Annotated in this window: 8 protein-coding genes and 4 pseudogenes; 6 read left to right on the forward strand and 6 right to left on the reverse strand. The window is 42.0% G+C overall.

The window, feature by feature from the left end; translation table 11 throughout:
- Positions 1 to 172: 172 nt before the first annotated feature.
- From AABK37_RS00630 to AABK37_RS00645, 4 genes are all read right to left on the reverse strand, one after another.
- Positions 173 to 442, reverse strand: coding sequence for a hypothetical protein (locus AABK37_RS00630; RefSeq protein ID WP_432549682.1), 270 nt, complete (start codon positions 440 to 442; stop codon positions 173 to 175).
- A 217-nt stretch (positions 443 to 659) separates the two neighbouring features.
- Positions 660 to 995 (reverse strand): hypothetical protein, encoded by a 336-nt coding sequence (locus AABK37_RS00635; RefSeq protein ID WP_432549683.1) that lies wholly within the window; start codon positions 993 to 995, stop codon positions 660 to 662.
- A gap of 668 nt (positions 996 to 1,663) precedes the next feature.
- The gene (locus AABK37_RS00640) at positions 1,664 to 4,777 is read right to left on the reverse strand and encodes a cysteine peptidase family C39 domain-containing protein (RefSeq protein WP_432549684.1); all 3,114 of its coding nucleotides are present in this window, start codon (positions 4,775 to 4,777) and stop codon (positions 1,664 to 1,666) included.
- Positions 4,778 to 5,758: 981 nt separating this feature from the next.
- Positions 5,759 to 8,269: a GH116 family glycosyl hydrolase gene (locus AABK37_RS00645; protein ID WP_432549685.1), complete on the reverse strand. Its 2,511-nt coding sequence runs from the start codon at positions 8,267 to 8,269 to the stop codon at positions 5,759 to 5,761.
- A 116-nt stretch (positions 8,270 to 8,385) separates the two neighbouring features.
- Here AABK37_RS00645 and AABK37_RS00650 point away from each other — a divergent pair.
- From AABK37_RS00650 to AABK37_RS00670, 5 genes and pseudogenes are all read left to right on the forward strand, one after another.
- Positions 8,386 to 8,590 (forward strand): annotated as a pseudogene (locus tag AABK37_RS00650) (RNA-guided endonuclease TnpB family protein); the annotation flags it as partial.
- A 298-nt stretch (positions 8,591 to 8,888) separates the two neighbouring features.
- Positions 8,889 to 9,690, forward strand: a pseudogene (locus AABK37_RS00655) (IS1 family transposase).
- Positions 9,691 to 10,523: 833 nt separating this feature from the next.
- Positions 10,524 to 10,727, forward strand: a pseudogene (locus AABK37_RS00660) (reverse transcriptase N-terminal domain-containing protein); the annotation flags it as partial.
- 41 nt (positions 10,728 to 10,768) lie between these two features.
- Positions 10,769 to 11,346, forward strand: a pseudogene (locus AABK37_RS00665) (RNA-guided endonuclease InsQ/TnpB family protein); the annotation flags it as partial.
- 231 nt (positions 11,347 to 11,577) lie between these two features.
- The gene (locus tag AABK37_RS00670) at positions 11,578 to 11,937 is read left to right on the forward strand and encodes a DUF6464 family protein (RefSeq protein WP_432549686.1); all 360 of its coding nucleotides are present in this window, start codon (positions 11,578 to 11,580) and stop codon (positions 11,935 to 11,937) included.
- Between the two features lie 126 nt (positions 11,938 to 12,063).
- Here AABK37_RS00670 and AABK37_RS00675 read toward each other — a convergent pair whose 3' ends face one another.
- Complete coding sequence (locus tag AABK37_RS00675; protein WP_432549687.1) at positions 12,064 to 12,303, reverse strand: hypothetical protein; 240 nt, start codon at positions 12,301 to 12,303, stop codon at positions 12,064 to 12,066.
- A gap of 2 nt (positions 12,304 to 12,305) precedes the next feature.
- Complete coding sequence (gene fmt / locus AABK37_RS00680; RefSeq protein ID WP_432549688.1) at positions 12,306 to 13,310, reverse strand: methionyl-tRNA formyltransferase; 1,005 nt, start codon at positions 13,308 to 13,310, stop codon at positions 12,306 to 12,308.
- 836 nt (positions 13,311 to 14,146) lie between these two features.
- Here fmt and AABK37_RS00685 point away from each other — a divergent pair.
- A complete protein-coding gene (locus AABK37_RS00685; RefSeq protein WP_432549689.1) occupies positions 14,147 to 15,409 on the forward strand; it encodes a hypothetical protein in 1,263 nt (420 codons plus the stop codon).
- The last annotated feature ends 443 nt before the right edge of the window (positions 15,410 to 15,852 follow it).

Below are 15,852 nucleotides of genomic sequence, written 5' to 3' on the forward strand. Positions count from 1 at the left end.
TTTATCAACTGTGCTTTGCGTGCAGCTACAAAGATTAGCTCCTGAGGGGATAAATTGGTAGATGATTGCGTGCAGTGGTCTTTTTTGTTATAAAACGATCGCTCTAACTCTTACCCTCAACATCAAGTTTGATTTGCACCTTAATTTTTTTGTTGACAAAATCTGCTGATTGCTAAAGCATTCCTAAGCAATCATCGTCGAGCATTATTAAGAGCGATCGCACAAATGTTTGTACCACTTGCCATGACCTCTCACAGATGCGCCATTTTACAGTTTTTTGGTCTTTTAACAAACGCTCAAGAGCTTTTATAGTGTTTTGCAAATGGCTAGTGGTAATTGCGCTTGTTTTATCTTTTGCTAATACCACCTGCTGGGAAAGCACTTGCTGACCATCTGTTGTGCTTGGTTGACTTGAGGTTTCGACTGCATTTACTAAAATCATTTTTTCCATAAGCTGACCATTGATGGGAAACTTGACTGTTTGCAATCAAGTTTGTTTACTACTCCTGCTGTCAATGCTGTCTGATTTTGTTTGGTCTAAAGGCAAAGAACTCAGCCCAAGAGTCAGACTTACAGTTTGAAAGCGGAAAGTCGAGCCAGTCGCTTGGGCGGGTTTCCCGACCCCAAAGGGGTCAACGAGATTTCCATCGACGCAAGGCTTAAGAGGTGGAACTCGTTGACTTGGGCGAACTGGCGTTGAGCGGAGGAAACCTCCGATCAAAACTTTCCAAGACAGCTGTTGCTTGGCTGTAAGTCTTGGGTAAATTTTTACCTTTCGTCATGACAGATGACTGGCACAGAAAAGTCTGCGTGTGGCTTTTGGTAGATACAGCTTTGTCAAAAATGGAAATTGTGCCAACTCCTAATTTAATTACTTTTCCCTGATAATTGTATGTATTTAAATTTACAATTTCATTAGGAGGGCTTAAGAAAAAACCGATGGTTCTTAGACTGGCGAAGATAAAATCTTTATCTTCAATCGTTAAGAGTGACATTTGTATTTATACTATTTTTTGCTGTTAATGTCATCTGCCATTTTGGCATTTTTATAAGTCAAATTTACAGTTCATCTTGTGAGATTTACTTAAGTGTTGTGCAACTTTCTATTTTGTCCTTTATTAATTATTGAATAGGGGGTTACACCCCTCATCAAATACTTAATTGAGACTTTTTCTTGGTTGCCTTTCTTGTCAATGCTATTAAATAAAATTTTTAATAAGATGGAAATAAAACTGTATTTATGACATTTGTCAAACCAATATTATTGATTCTTATAAATAATTAATTTGAGAAAATTTAATATTATTCTTGCAGCAAGTTTTGTCTTAACTCATTGATAGCAAAGACTTTGGCGGTTATGACATGATTGCAAAATCCGCATAAATAGCTTGTAAGTTTTGCATAAAAGTCAGCAACTAAATATAGATAACAAGTTGTTAAATGTGAAAAACTATGATATAATGTCCTCACCTGTAAAAGATTTTTTATAAATAAGATAAAATACCCATAAGGAAATTTTTGGCAAAAAAAAGACGCAGCAATTTAAGCGAGTAAATCGTTACGTTATTTAGTAAGTTATATAAAATTCAGTAGTGAATTTAACTAAATTATTCTCAACACAAATGTTTTGAGATTAAGATGAAAATAAGTGATACCAGTGATATTACAGATATAATTGCTGTTGATATAAGTTGTAATAAATACCGTGAATTGCCATTAGTTCTTGATGAGTGCCCTGCTCAACAAGGATACCTCGGTCTAAGACAAGTATGCAGTCAGCATTGCGAACGACACCAAGATGATGGGCGATCGCGAAAGTGGTACGATTCAACCGGGCTAAATTTTGTTGAAACCGACGTTGTGATGCATCTAGAGAACTTGTGACTTCATCTAAAATCAAGATTTGAGGGTTCCTGACAAGTGCGCGAGCGATCGCTATTTTTTTCTTCTGTTCATCACACAACATCAAACCTTGTCCCACTTGAGTGTTGTAACCGTCGTGCAGCGCTTCGATAAAGGTGTGTGCTTCGGCTAACTTGGCAGCAGCGATCGCACTCTCGACAGTCAACTGCGAGTCAAACAAAGTAATGTTTTCCCAAATCGTCCCCGAAAACAGAAAACACTCTTGCGACACCACACCTAACTGACTTCGCAACGATTGCAGAGAAACATCAGCAATATCATGTCCATCAATCCAAATCCGTCCCGCGCTTGCAGGATATAAACCAGCCAGCAAATTTACTAAAGTGCTTTTACCCGCACCGCTAGCACCAACAATCCCAATCGTCTGTCCGGGTTTCACCTTAAAGGAAATATTTTGCAAAATGTGCCGTTCACCTTGGTTGTAACTAAAAGACACATTCTCAAAAATTACCTCACCCTGAATCGGTGGCAGCACCGATAGCGGTTTTTGAAGATTTTCTTCAGCCACACAAGCAAAGACATCATTCAGCTTTTCTATGGAAATTAGCACCTCTTGGAACTCATCCCACACTTTCACTCCTGCCAAAACTAAGTTGAGGACATTACTGGCAAGCATGTTAAAAGCGACAAACTGACCAATCGTCATTTGCTCGCTCATTACCGAAGTCGCTCCACACCACAACACCGCTGTAGTACCGAGGTGATTAAGCAAATTGCTAATTAGTTGCAAGTTGTTAGCTAGTTTCTGCCCCTGAAACCGCACTTTCAACATATCCATAAAGCGTTCTTGCCAACGCGAACTGATTACGCTTTCAACTGCTGCGCTTTTGACGGTGGTAATACCTGCGATCGCCTCAACTAAAGATGAATTTTGCGCTGCCGCTGAGTTGGCGATTTCTCGCGACACTCGATTGAGCAACGGATTTGCCGCCAAATTCAAAATTGCGATCGCTAAAACAAACAGCACTACCAGCAACGTCAGCGGCAAGTTGTAAAAAGCCATCAATCCGATATAGACAAAAGCAAAAAGTGCATTTATAATTGCACTCACAGCATGACGGGTGAGAAACTGTTGGATTTTACGGTTTTCCTGAACACGGCTGATTATGTCTTCGACTTGGCGAGAAGCGAAAAATTCTAATGGCAACTTTAGCGCGTGGCGAATAAAATTGCCAATTAATGTTAAGTCGATTTGGTTAGCAAAATAGTCTAGAAGGTGTTGGCGGAATGCGGAAAACGCCACACGCCAGATGCCAAAAAAAAGAAAGCTGCCAACAAGCACATTTAATGTGATGCTGCTTTTCACTTGTTTCATGTCGAGAAACAACTGAGCAAATAAAGGAGTTACCAGCCCAAAAATCGCTAGCAACAATGAAGTAAGAATAATTTTTGATAAAAGGTGGCGGTAATCGCGAAATAACTGCAAATAGCGCGTAGCGGAAATTTTTTCGCTTTCAATCGCTTGGAAGCGTTGTGTGGGATGTAAAAGCACAGCATATTCTGTCCAGCCAGCGGTAAATTCTTGGCGCGAAAGCGATCGCTTGCCGATCGCCGGATCGGAAATGATGACGCGATCGCCTTTAACTCGCCAAACAACTACGTAGTGAATTTTTTGCCAGTGGGCGATCCAAGGGTTGATTTGCCATTCCAACTTACTCAAAGAAGCCCGCACGGTTAGCGTATCATATCCTAACGTTTCTGCTGCTGCCGCTAAAGCTGAAAAAGACGCACCGGTTTTGTCTATTTGTGCTAAGTCACGCAAAGTGTTCAAACTCAAGCGTTTACCCCAGTATTGGCTAACCATCGCCAAACATGCAGCACCACAATCTGAAGAACTGTGCTGTTGAATAAAAGGATAGCGATACCATAAGGAAGCGATTGACCAAGGTGGCTTTACTTGGGGAAAGTCAGAAAACAGAGCTGGGGGAGATGGGGGAGATGGGGGAGATGGGGGAGATGGGGGAGAGGAGCTGCTTCTTGAGCGAACCCCATATTTAAAAGCTCTGCGTTCTTCGATTTCCTGGTGATTTGCTGTGCCAGTTTGAACAACTGGCTGCTGGTTGACTAATTGAGGAGCCGAAGAAGCCAATTCCCAATTTTCTCGCGGCAGGTGATATAATAGTAAATCACTTTCGGCAATCCAAGTTGGTAGCGTCATCGGATATCCCCAGCTTTCTCCCACAGTTGGTGGTTGAGTGTCTGATAAAGTGCGAATTTTTCCACTCTTCAGCCAAAAGCGACCTTGGTCATGTGGAATGGCATCTAGCAAAGATGAGCCAGCATTTATCTTGATTTGTCTGAAGTTGGGTAAAAGTTTTTCTAGTTTAAGGCTTGTTTGCGAGCGAAATTCTGTATGGGTTTTTAAGAAAATCAGCTTTTGTCGCTCATAAGTTGTTTGTTGTAAATAATCTTTAAGATTGGGTATTTTACTGAACCACGGTTTTAAGTCATTTAGGGTAATGCAAGCAATCAAACCCCCAGTTGAGGCGATCGCTCGATATTGTAAAGATTGATGAATAAAGAAATCGTCCGCGCCAAAAATTTGCTCTGATGCAAGCAACTGAGTTGACACTTCTCGTCTTTGAGTTGCATCAAAGCCTAGCAATCGCACTTTTCCACTGCAAACTAAGTAAACAACATGACGGCTGTCTTCATCTCCAAAGATACCGTATCTAGTCAAATCGTCACCTAGTTGAAACTCCAGAATTTTCCAAAAAGAGCTAAAGTCCAATGCTAAATTTGTATTACCCGCAACTAACCTCAACAATCCGAGGATAGCCGCATTGCGAGTGGGATGCTGATTGCTTGTATATTTCAGCTCTCCCTGAACTCTTAACGACGAAAAGGAGTTCATGACTTAATCTTAAATGTTTTAGTAAACTTTTTAACTGAGGCAAAGCGTGCTATTATAGCACCAAAAAAAATGACAATTACTTAAGCGATTGGATTAAGCTTTATTCCAACAGCCTCTGAAAAACGCAATTCATTGTGTTTTTAATTACTAATTGCTTTACTATCATTTTTCAGCAGCTTTTCGTTAAATAACTGTATCAAATCAAACATTTTTTTGGAAAAACCAATTACTTGTATCACCAGTGTATTAATTGCCCAAAGAGTGCCCAATCGATCAAATTTCGCCTATTCCCGTTAATAGCCCTTCCATACTTTATCAAAATTTTACTTATCCTTTAACCGGAATTTAAAAAAATAACCATCAAGCAAATAACTGCTATAAGTCCTCTTTTAATTTAAACATAGATTGCAGATAAATGTAATTGAAAGGAAATTCATTTGTGTTGCATTCATTTTTACAGATAAAGTTTTCACGCATCGTGGCTTCACAAAAAAATCCTGATAAAAGCATTTTTTCTCAAAAAAATTGTGCATTGTGAACATAATTAATGTGATATTGGTTATAGTTTTGGCTCAATCTAGTAATATTTGCATTTTTTCAACTAGTAATCTTGAGTCTTTCCTTCGCTCAAACTTAACCACTACTCATCTTTTCTGTTACTTCTTTAAATAACCGGAAAGTGTAACCATAGATGTAGAAATATTTTTGAGAAAGACTTACCGCAAGCTAAACTAAAAAACGCAGATATTTAATTATCTGCAAGTTTTCCTAAATATCATTTCGTATCTTAGATTACCAAAAGAGGGGAAAGAAAATAAAAATAAAGAATTATTTAAATATCCACCCTTCATTGCGCGATAAAAAACAGCTTAAGCTTTTGCGCTTACAATTTGCAATGCTTAAAATTTGGAACCAAAGCCTCAAACTTTCTCCCCCCCTCCCCCTCTCTGCCGAGAAAGAGAAAATTAAAAGTATCACAGCTTATTCACCAATAACTAAGTAAATAGCCCAAATTGCCATTGCGCGGAGATAAGTACTGGCACGAAATGTACCAGATGCGGTGATTGCTTCTGGTGTACGGAATTGCAGACCATTGTCATAAATTTGTTGCACAACAGCTTGCGTCAAGCTAAATGCTTCATTTTTCATTTTCATTTGTACCAGAAAAGCCGCCAGTCCAAAATTTATTCCTGTCCAAACTTCTAGAGGATGAGTAGCTTGAGGATTTTCTGGTGAACCGTCAAGACGAAGACCGTTAGCAGCACCAAACTTGCCATTATGGAATTTGAGAAAGCAAGTATTATAAATCGTTTGTAAGGCAGAAAAAGCGCGATCGCCTGAAACAATATCAGGTAAACTTAACAAACGCGCATAAAATTGACCGCATAATTGATCCGCCATCACCACATCAGAACCGCTTTCACTATCAAGTCGATAATATTGACCATTCCAGAGTTTTTCCTCATAAATGAAGCGAGATTCTTCCAACCAACCCTCATAAGTCGATTTTCTCTCTCTTAACTCCTCTGCGTCCTCTGCGTCTCTCTCTTGGAAAGTTCCGATGCCTGCGGCAACCCCTTCGGGGAACGGAGGAAACCTCCGCTCGGACTTTCCGCTGCGGTTTGTAATCAAAATATTACTAATAGCGATCGCCGCTTCTAAAGCTGCCAACCACAACCCACCACAATAAGCACTTACACCTAACAAGCGCCAATCATCAAAAGTTTGGTCGGGTGCCCCAGAATTTTCTGGAATCCCATCACCATCTTTATCAAAATCTTTCACATAATCAAGAGTCTGCACAATTGCATTCCAGCAATCAGCTAAGAATTCTATATCATCAGAACCTGTAAACAAAAAGTCACGGTATACTTGCAAAACAAAATCACAGCCTAAATCCTTCCACAAATTGCAATCTTGATAGCTGGTATAATTTGTTTTCTCCCAAACATGTTCATTCGGTGCGCCTAAATCGTGAGGTGTTGCCCCTGGCGCTTTCCTGATTGCTATCGGACTTTCTGCTTTGATAGTTAAATAGTAGCCAATGATACGTTCCGTTTCGTCACTTTTCGGAATAGCCCGCGCAAAAGCACGAATTACCGCTTTTTCCAGTTCCGGAAACAGCATCAACAAAGCAAAGGAACCATACAACCGCACATCGAGACTTTCATACCAGCGGTAATCCAAACACTCTAACACCGCAAATTGACCGATAGGATCGAGTTCTGACGCTGCACTCCAGAGAGTACCGCCGCTAGTGAGGTTGTAAAGCTCATTAAACAAAGCCATTTTGAACCAAGAGGGCAAATCTTGGCGGTCGAGAATTGGTTGTTGCCAAGTTTGAATTTGCGATCGCCAACTTTGGTATTGTTGAAGAGCAACAGAGGCGATCGCCCAAGCATTCTTGCCACTACGACCAAAAAAATCTGTATATCTGCGATAATAGTTGATTCCGGATGCAAATTCTGTCACCGGAAAATCCCAAGCAAGAACAAAGGGAATTTCTAGAGTTTCTCCAGGTTGCAGAGTAAAACGAACCGCAAGCGCAACTCCTATTTGTTCCCCCGCCACTGCCGATGTTCCAATTCGATAATTTGACAAAGAACCATCTAGAGCGAAGCTTTGCCACACATCCTCACCCCTCCCAACTGGATTCCAGCGGCTATGGTAGAATAACTCAACTTGGGGATGTTTTTCGGTAGCAATGCACCATTGCCCTTCACCTTCTTTTACAGGTTCATTAATCGAAGCTTTACCCAACTCAAACCCGATATATTGACTATTTTCAACTATTGTGTTATAATTATCTTCACTTTCGCCCAAACGCGGTTGATACTCGTAAACCGGACTGCCATCATCGCGTACCCGCACTTCAGGAGATTTAACAGCATTAGTAAACCACCCCACCATATTTTGCCAAGTGAGCATAATGCTGAGAGTAATAGGTGCATCAGTTGGATTATGAGCAGTCCAGACAAACATCGCCACAGGATAGCTAGTTTCTTGATAATTATTAGCCCATACAGGCGAAAACTGCTCGCAAGTTAACTGTGCTTGAAACACATTTTCATACACAAACCAGCTGCGCGGATACAAAGCGTGATAACTTCCCGTAGTGACGCGATTTATCGCGTCCCCCTCATCCTCACCCCCAGTCGGATACCACTTCCACGCAGCCAAAGTATTATCTTCAGGCGATCGCGTACACAAAGCGTATGCTTGAGAAGAACTTTTATCTGACTCAAATACACTAAATTGACAAGCGGGGATAGTTTGAAAAGTATGTTCCCCCCCGTCAATATGCCAAAGATTGAAATCTCCCCGCGAAGAACGACCGATACAACCTGCACCAAAACCGCCTAAAGGCATTCCATGCCAAGGTCCATCATCAATATTACTGGCATAACGAACAGTATAAGGTTTGTCCCACCCCTTACCAATGGAACGGTTCCAAGTGCAAGGAGGAATTTCTGGGGAAGATTGATTTGTCATCGCCTGATGTTACCGAAAAACTGGGTACAAAGCCCCGTCCTTGAAGGACGGCTTTTTATTATATTTTTAGCTAATCTTATACTCGAGATAATAGTATAAAATCAGGAGGTAAAGCAATGCTTGTTTTTGAGTTTAAAGCTTATGGGAAGTCAGTTCAATTAACAGCAGTAGAAGATGCAATTCGTGCTGCCAAGTTCATTAGAAATAGCTGTATTCGGCTATGGATGGACAACAAAGACATAGGTAAAAATGATTTGCATTCATTTCTGCGCTGTACTTGCGGCTAATTTCCCCTTTGCGAATGAACTTAATTCAATGGCGGGCGTTGCAGAATAGAAATATGATAATGGGCGATCGCGCTTGTAATGTCCAAGGTGTGAATCTACTCAAAGAGCGCTTATATTGGGCGGCAACGTGGTAAACGCTCACTACATATGTGTTAACTGTAAACGTCAGTGAGAGCGAATTTTCTAATCGGAAAGGATACACGGAAGATATTAAAAGTGAATGCGAGACTTGCGGCTAATTTCCCCTTTGCGAATGAACTTAATTCAATGGCGGGCGTTGCAGAATAGAAATATGATAATGGGCGATCGCGCTTGTAATGTCCAAGGTGTGAATCTACTCAAAGAGCGCTTATATTGGGCGGCAACGTGGTAAACGCTCACTACATATGTGTCAACTGTAAACGTCAGTGAGAGCGAATTTTATAATCGGAAAGGATACACGGAAGATATTAAAAGTGAATGCGAGCGAAATGTATGTCAATGGTTCTGGGTTCCGGGCGATAGAAAGAGTCGCCGGTACACCGCCTTTTAAAGGCGGTGCCTGCGGCGACCACCTTCCGTGGTTAAAAAAGTACATCATACTACTGTTAGAAATTGGGTGAAGCAAGTGGCTAGCACTTTACCAGATACACCTTATAGAAGTGAAATACCGGAAGTAACACAAATCGATGAACTAGAAACTTTTATTGGCTCAAAAAAACAAAATTTGGCTGTGGACAGCCGTAAATCACAGCGTTCCAGGAATTATAGCTTGGGTCTTAGGCGACAGAAGTTCAAAAACTTTTAAACATTTGTGGTTGATAATAAGATGTTGGCAGTCTTATTTTTACGTCACCGATGGTTATCCTGTTTATCCTTGTTTTATCAGCAATGAAGATCACATCGTTAGTAAAACATAATTGACTTGAGTGGAGGCGGCGGTTCGCCGGACAGAAGCTTCTGTCCGGCGACACGCCTTGGAGAGAATAGTCGTTTAAGACATCCGGAGTGCTCGACTACATCGTAAAAGTTTTTGTGACTCGCGCATCCGAGTAAATGCTTAAACATTCAATTCGTTTAGTAATACAACAACTAGGTATGGCTCAGTGGCGAGTAAAGGTGCGTAGCGCCACTGAGCTTAAGGCGATCGCTTGATTCATATTTTGGTTCAGCAACGCCCAATGGCGCGAGACTTGCCAGCGCAGAGCGAGCATGGTCTTCTATTTGTCGATTTTATGATAACTGCACTCATAGCGTTTCTGGCAAGAAAGGGTATCCTTAATTCCAGAAAGATTGTCGTGTCGAGTACAAAACATCAGGATGGGTGCGATTCGTTCTCTCGAAATGGATTATGTCCAAGGATGAGAGGCAATTCCGAAAAGTAGACTATAAAACTACTGGAATTGACAACTTAATAATCATGTAGGTGCAATTCCTACCACTCTTGGTGAAGAGTTGACAGCATAACCCTACAGTGGAGACTGATTATCAATGCTGGAGTGCAAGGGTTAAAAGCAGGTCACTGCAAGCCTAATGCGGAATCCCTGCAAGCAAGGTTGTAAACGGGTAACTAACGTGAAGGTACGCTTGAATCGTCGTTAAAGTTAACCAGTCAAATAAGGCTGATAGGCTGGAGTCAAAAGACAAAGGATATATGGGGTCAGCGTTTCCAACCGCGACTGGCATTCACCCTCAATAAACCCGGCGAATAGTACCACCCTAAACACAGCGCCAAATGATTATTAGGAACGAAATAATCCTTATAATAGCTCTCAGGAAAGGTCGATTTTCTGAGAAGGTATCAACCGCAAGCTTTATGAGGACAGGATTGTCTCAGAAGCAAAAGCTCTTGGTAATGCAAGAGATAAGCAGACGGAGACACGACAGTTTGGAAGATAAAGCTACCAATTAGAGTAAAAAAGTCATGAACACGGCGTTACAACCAATGTATGAATGGAAAAATATTCTAAGAGCGAAAGCTAGAGAAGAATATTTTCAAGCTCCAAAGGCGGATTTATCAAGCCTCTAATCGTGGTGATGTCAAGACAGTCCATAGACTCCAACGTCTGTTGATGAAATCCTGGTCTGCAAAATGTCTTGCAGTTCGTCGGGTAACTCAGGATAATCAAGGAAAAAAGACAGCCGGAATAGATGGAGTGAAATTATTAACTCCGCTACAAAGACTGACACTGGTCTCCAATCTTGAGCTTAACCATAAGGTCAATCCAACCAGAAGGGTTCAAAGAATAGAGGCAAGGCTAGACGGGTTTGCGGGTTACGCCACCTCAAGCCGGAGTAGGCAATCGTATTGCACCATGCAGTAAAGCTTGCACGGTGCGTAGTTCAGTCTAACGACTTGATAGCCTACGAAAATTTGAGGATTAAAAACATGGTTCGCCAGCGCGTTGGGCGGGTTCCCCGACTTGAAGCGACTGGCGAACCCGTAAGGGTGAAAAATCACTGTTTAGCCAAGTCAATAAATGACGCATCTTGGTATCAATTCCGTGTCTGGGTTGAGTACTTTGGAAAAGTATTTAAACGAGTCACAGTTGCGGTCAATCCGCAATATACAAGTCAAGAATGCTCTAGCTGCGGTGAACTTGTTAAGAAAACACTATCCACGCTTTACACACGTTTGCAGGTGTGGGTGCGTAATGGATAGAGACGAAAACGCAGCTAGAAACATACTATCTCGAGGATTGGGTACGGTAGGGCATACCGGAACCTTTGCGCTAGATGCTTTTCCCCGCTTGGGGAGATGAAACCTCTACTCTAGTTGGTGAAAACCTGCTTGAGCAAGTTATGTCTTAGAGCCAAGAATCCCCGTGTCAATAGATGCGGGGAGTGTCAAAACATGCAGTCACGATTATGAAGACTAGCGCATCGGTGTAACTTTTCTCAAGTCATTTGTACTCATTCGATTGCTGATTGTTAGGAAACTTAGACTTTTCGGCAAATCGTTAACCCTAACATAAACTAAGCAAGATTAGGCAACAAGAGTGCGTTACCATCCTAATAATGTAAACCAAATTACAAAAGCTTATGGAGCCATCTCTTTCAACCGAGGTGATTCTGACGCATCCGCGCCAATCCCTCGGCAACGTGCAATTTGATTGGACACCGCAACCTGGAAACTATCTTGATTTGCAAGGTAAAACCTACGCAGTTTTAGAACGTCGCCACAAATATCAGCTTAAGGCAGGACGTTACCGTTTACAAAATATAGCTCTTTACGTCCAATCCGCCAAACGACCATCAGAGAAAAGTTTGGTAAACGGACGTTGGGTAGTCGGAGATGCCACCTGCCGCTATAATGCTAATTCAGAAATTATTCGCTGTGCAGTTAACCCAGAAGGACCTTGCGACTCTTGCCGATTTTATGAAGAGTTAAAAGTTAGCTAGTTAGTGGTTAGTTGTTAGTGGTTAGTGGTTAGTGGTTGGTGGTTAGTTGTTAGTGGTTAGTGGTTAGTGGTTGGTGGTTAGTTGTTAGTTGTTAGTGGTTAGTGGTTGGTGGTTGGTGGTTGGTGGTTAGGAGTCAAGAGTCAGCAATTCCCTTGTCCCCTTTGTCCCCACACCCGTCGCCCCTTGTCCCCCCACTCCCCACTCCCCAACGCCAGGTGCACGGCTGCCGGGGAACCCGTCCAACGCACTCGCTCCTCCCCACTCCCCACTCCCCAACGCCAGGTGCACGGCTGCCGGGGAACCCGTCCAACGCACTCGCTCCTCCCCACTCCCCACTCCCCACTCCCCACTCCCCCACTCCCCCACTCCTAACTCCCAGCGGCAAACGCTTCTCCTACAGCTAAACGGGTACCATTAACAAAATCCCATCCTGATTGGGGACGTTTGCCGGCTTGCTGAACTTCTCGTAGCAATAATAAACCATCGCCGGTTTGAGCGATCGCTCCCACTCCCTTAACAATGCTTACCACTTCTCCTGGATTACTTGATATTGTTGACAAATCCGGCAGTTTATGCTCTATTTCTTGTAATTCTGGTGGTAACTCACTCCAAAAAGCAGAACCAAGCGGAGCGGTGGCGGTGATTTTTAGCGGTTGGTTGCGAAAAGTGGCGGTGCAGTTGGGATAAAAGCCTCTAATTTGATTGTGTAATGCAAAAGCGCTTTTTGACCAATCCAACGCATAATCCGGTTTTTTAATTAAAGGTGCATAAGTAGCTTGTGAATCGTCTTGAGCGATTGGTTGAATTTCTTCTTGTTCTAGCTGAGATAGCGTTTCCACCAGCAAATCAGCACCGATTAGAGATAGCCTAATTGCCAAATCTTGAGCATTATCTAATAATCCAATAGGTGTAGTAGCTTTAAGTAGCATCGCTCCCGTATCCATCCCCGCATCCATTAACATTGTCACGATCCCGGTTTCCTTCTCACCGTTATACAAACACCACTGAATCGGAGCCGCACCCCGATATTTCGGCAAAATCGAGCCATGTACATTAATACAACCCAATTTGGGCATATCCAAGATTTCTTGAGATAAAATCTGCCCATAGGCAACCACGACAAACACATCCGCCTGTAATTGTTTAAGTTGAGTTAAGGTTTCAGTGTCTTTTTTTATGCGCTGGGGTTGCCATATTGGTAGGTTAGCAGCAGTGCTGACAGTTTTTATCGGTGACGGTGTAAGTTTGTTACCGCGTTCCCGACGTTTATCTGGCTGGGTAACTACTGCCAAAACTTCAAATTCTGGATGATTCAGCAATTTTTCTAGGGTAGGTACAGCAAATTGGGGAGTACCAAAAAATACGACTTTCATAATAAATTAGGGAATTTTGCTTTTTTACAATCACACTAACTAAAAAATTGCTCATTTAGCTGTAAAATAATCTGGTGCTTGTAAAAGACAGCATCGCTAACCAGGGTTATAATGAATCATCTGGCAGATAAGCCAGTATGAAACGCATCTGCTTTTGGCGAATTTAATTGCCTTGCGATGTCTAAGAACATTTTGTTCTGAGTTTACTACTCAATATCGTTCCTAATAGTTCCCAAAGACTTCGGCTTTCGTTGTAGTTAATATCAATTAAGTAGTAGTTTGCTTTTGCAATGCTTGCAAAAGCAATTGCAATTTATGTCTTTTGGTAGATGCCAGTGGTACTTCTAGAGTATTATTGGTTGTGCGTTTACCAAATTTTTGATAATGGTCATACTTTTACAGTTATCGGGGTCTGCTGTGTGGCACAAAATAAAAATAAGCTGCCTATAATAGGTTAGCTTTTACTAATGCCACAATAAACAAACACATCGTATGAGCGCAGGTTGCCAGTAAAAGTAGTAAGTACAATTGATGCGTTCAACAGCCAATTGGGGATACCTGTATTTTGGTGTAGTTGAATTTTAGCAGCGGGGGATTTCTGTATCTCAGTAGTTCCTCTGTGCTTTGTGTCAGTACACTGCTAGCATTTCTCGTAAAAGCTGAGTACTTTTTCAAGGTATAGGCCATGTTACGTGGTTTATGTAAAACTGTGCAAAATTTGAATAAAATATCTGGTTCAATCAATTAGTTTGTTGTTATACATATAATGTAGTTTGCCCCGTCACTGTCTCAGCAGGTGCTCCTCACACAGCAACCGCCCTCTAGAGAGTTAAAACATGCTTAAAACCCTTTTGCTGTCAGGATGGTTCCGCGTGAAACCATTCACCAAGTATGTTGTCGTTGTGCTTTTTATCGCACCTTTAGTGGCTGCATCGGGTCACTCTAGTTCAGCGAAACAATCACAGGTAGCTCAAATCACTCCTGCGTCAGGAAACTCTGACTCAGAACCAGTGGAAATAGCTGCTGTTGACCCACAACTATCACAAGTAGATAAAATGCAGCCTTTGACAGCAGAAGATAATTCTCTGTCAAGTCAAGAACCGACTGTTGACCGTTTGGCAGCGGTTGAACTCGCACCATTAATCGAGGAAGAGGCATCTACTCCCGACCCCTTGGCAGCGGTTGAACTCGCACCACCCACGAGTGTATCTGGCAGTCAAAGTAATTTAGTGGAAAGATTGAAAGCTGCTAAACTCAAGTCTTTGACAAGCGAAGATACTGTTATCGCAATAGATAAGCCTGCTGATGAATCATTAGACGCAGCAACAATCTCGCCTGTAAAAGGAGGATCGCAACCAAATACAACAAACATAAATGTCGATCCCCAGCCTGATGAGTCTCAAACAGCACAGACAGATCCGATAGGAAGTCCTTATCCTATTCCTTGGGAATGGATACAGTCTACTCAAGAGGCTATGAGTTCCAAGGGTGGTGGAGTGCGCTATTTCCGCAGTAGACCTGTAGTTTCTCCGGATGGTAGGTATGCTGTTTATAGCCGCGTACAACTAGAAGTAAAGTCCCAAATGCACAATAGCCGGGTTAGCAGTGTTCTGTTTATTGAAGATAGGCAAACCAAGAATTTACGGGTAGTGTCTTCAACTTCTTACAACAGAGATGCACTATTGAATGTTAAGGTATCATCACCAGATCCTAACGGTGAAGGAACTATTGGCGTTTTAGTTCCTGTCAGCTGGTCTGAAAAAGGCGATCGCTTTTTAGCACGTAGATTTGAAGCCGTATTTAATACATCTGATGCTTCTGATAGCGCGGTGATTTGGGATCGACAAAAGAATAACACTAATACTGTTGCCCCTAGCGATGGTAACGAAGAACACGATAAAATTTCGGTGTTGTTAGGTTGGAGCAAAAATCAACCTGATAATGTTATGTTCCGTACTGGTGAATTAGGAGATGAAAATTGGCCTTTAGTAACAGTTTCTAGTGATGGTAAAACTGGCGCCGCAACTGAGGTAGATCTGCCTACTACTTATGGTGAACAAGTTACACAAGTTTGGACACCACAAGTCGCTTATCGATAGTTTATACAAAATCTTCTTATTATTCTCCCGTTATAGCGATCGCCTATGACGGGATTTTTTTGTTGTTTGTTAATTGTGGGGTGCGAGTAGCATTGGAACAATAATGTACTCTAACCCCATCTACAAAATTAATTGTCGGTGGGACGATAATATTGCCGCGACTGGAACCATTATCTTGCCACCCGTTGGGCTGTAATGCTCATTCTTCCGTTAAGCGATCGCCAAGAAATTTTCGCTTTTGGAAAGATAACTTTGCCAAAACCCCAAAATCGCACCATAAGTCCGCCAAAATACCAACACCTTTTAGTCAAAATAGGACATATTTTTTACAGGATGACAACTAGTACAGGGTGGCGGAAATAGACCGACCATTAAATAGCCAGCACCTTACCCTTATAAGTCCATTTGAAAGGTTTAGCCATCGTTCGATTGAAGTAATCAAT

Source organism: Tolypothrix sp. VBCCA 56010, assembly GCF_050875635.1.
GTDB lineage: Bacteria > Cyanobacteriota > Cyanobacteriia > Cyanobacteriales > Nostocaceae > Hassallia.

Bases quoted from the DNA above. Each gene is read 5' to 3' on its own strand.
- AABK37_RS00670 (WP_432549686.1), top strand. From the start codon at position 11,578: ATGGAGCCATCTCTTTCAACCGAGGTGATTCTGACGCATCCGCGCCAA.
- fmt (WP_432549688.1), bottom strand. From the start codon at position 13,310: ATGAAAGTCGTATTTTTTGGTACTCCCCAATTTGCTGTACCTACCCTA.
- AABK37_RS00635 (WP_432549683.1), bottom strand. From the start codon at position 995: ATGTCACTCTTAACGATTGAAGATAAAGATTTTATCTTCGCCAGTCTA.
- AABK37_RS00640 (WP_432549684.1), bottom strand. From the start codon at position 4,777: ATGAACTCCTTTTCGTCGTTAAGAGTTCAGGGAGAGCTGAAATATACA.
- AABK37_RS00685 (WP_432549689.1), top strand. From the start codon at position 14,147: ATGCTTAAAACCCTTTTGCTGTCAGGATGGTTCCGCGTGAAACCATTC.
- AABK37_RS00630 (WP_432549682.1), bottom strand. From the start codon at position 442: ATGATTTTAGTAAATGCAGTCGAAACCTCAAGTCAACCAAGCACAACA.
- AABK37_RS00645 (WP_432549685.1), bottom strand. From the start codon at position 8,269: ATGACAAATCAATCTTCCCCAGAAATTCCTCCTTGCACTTGGAACCGT.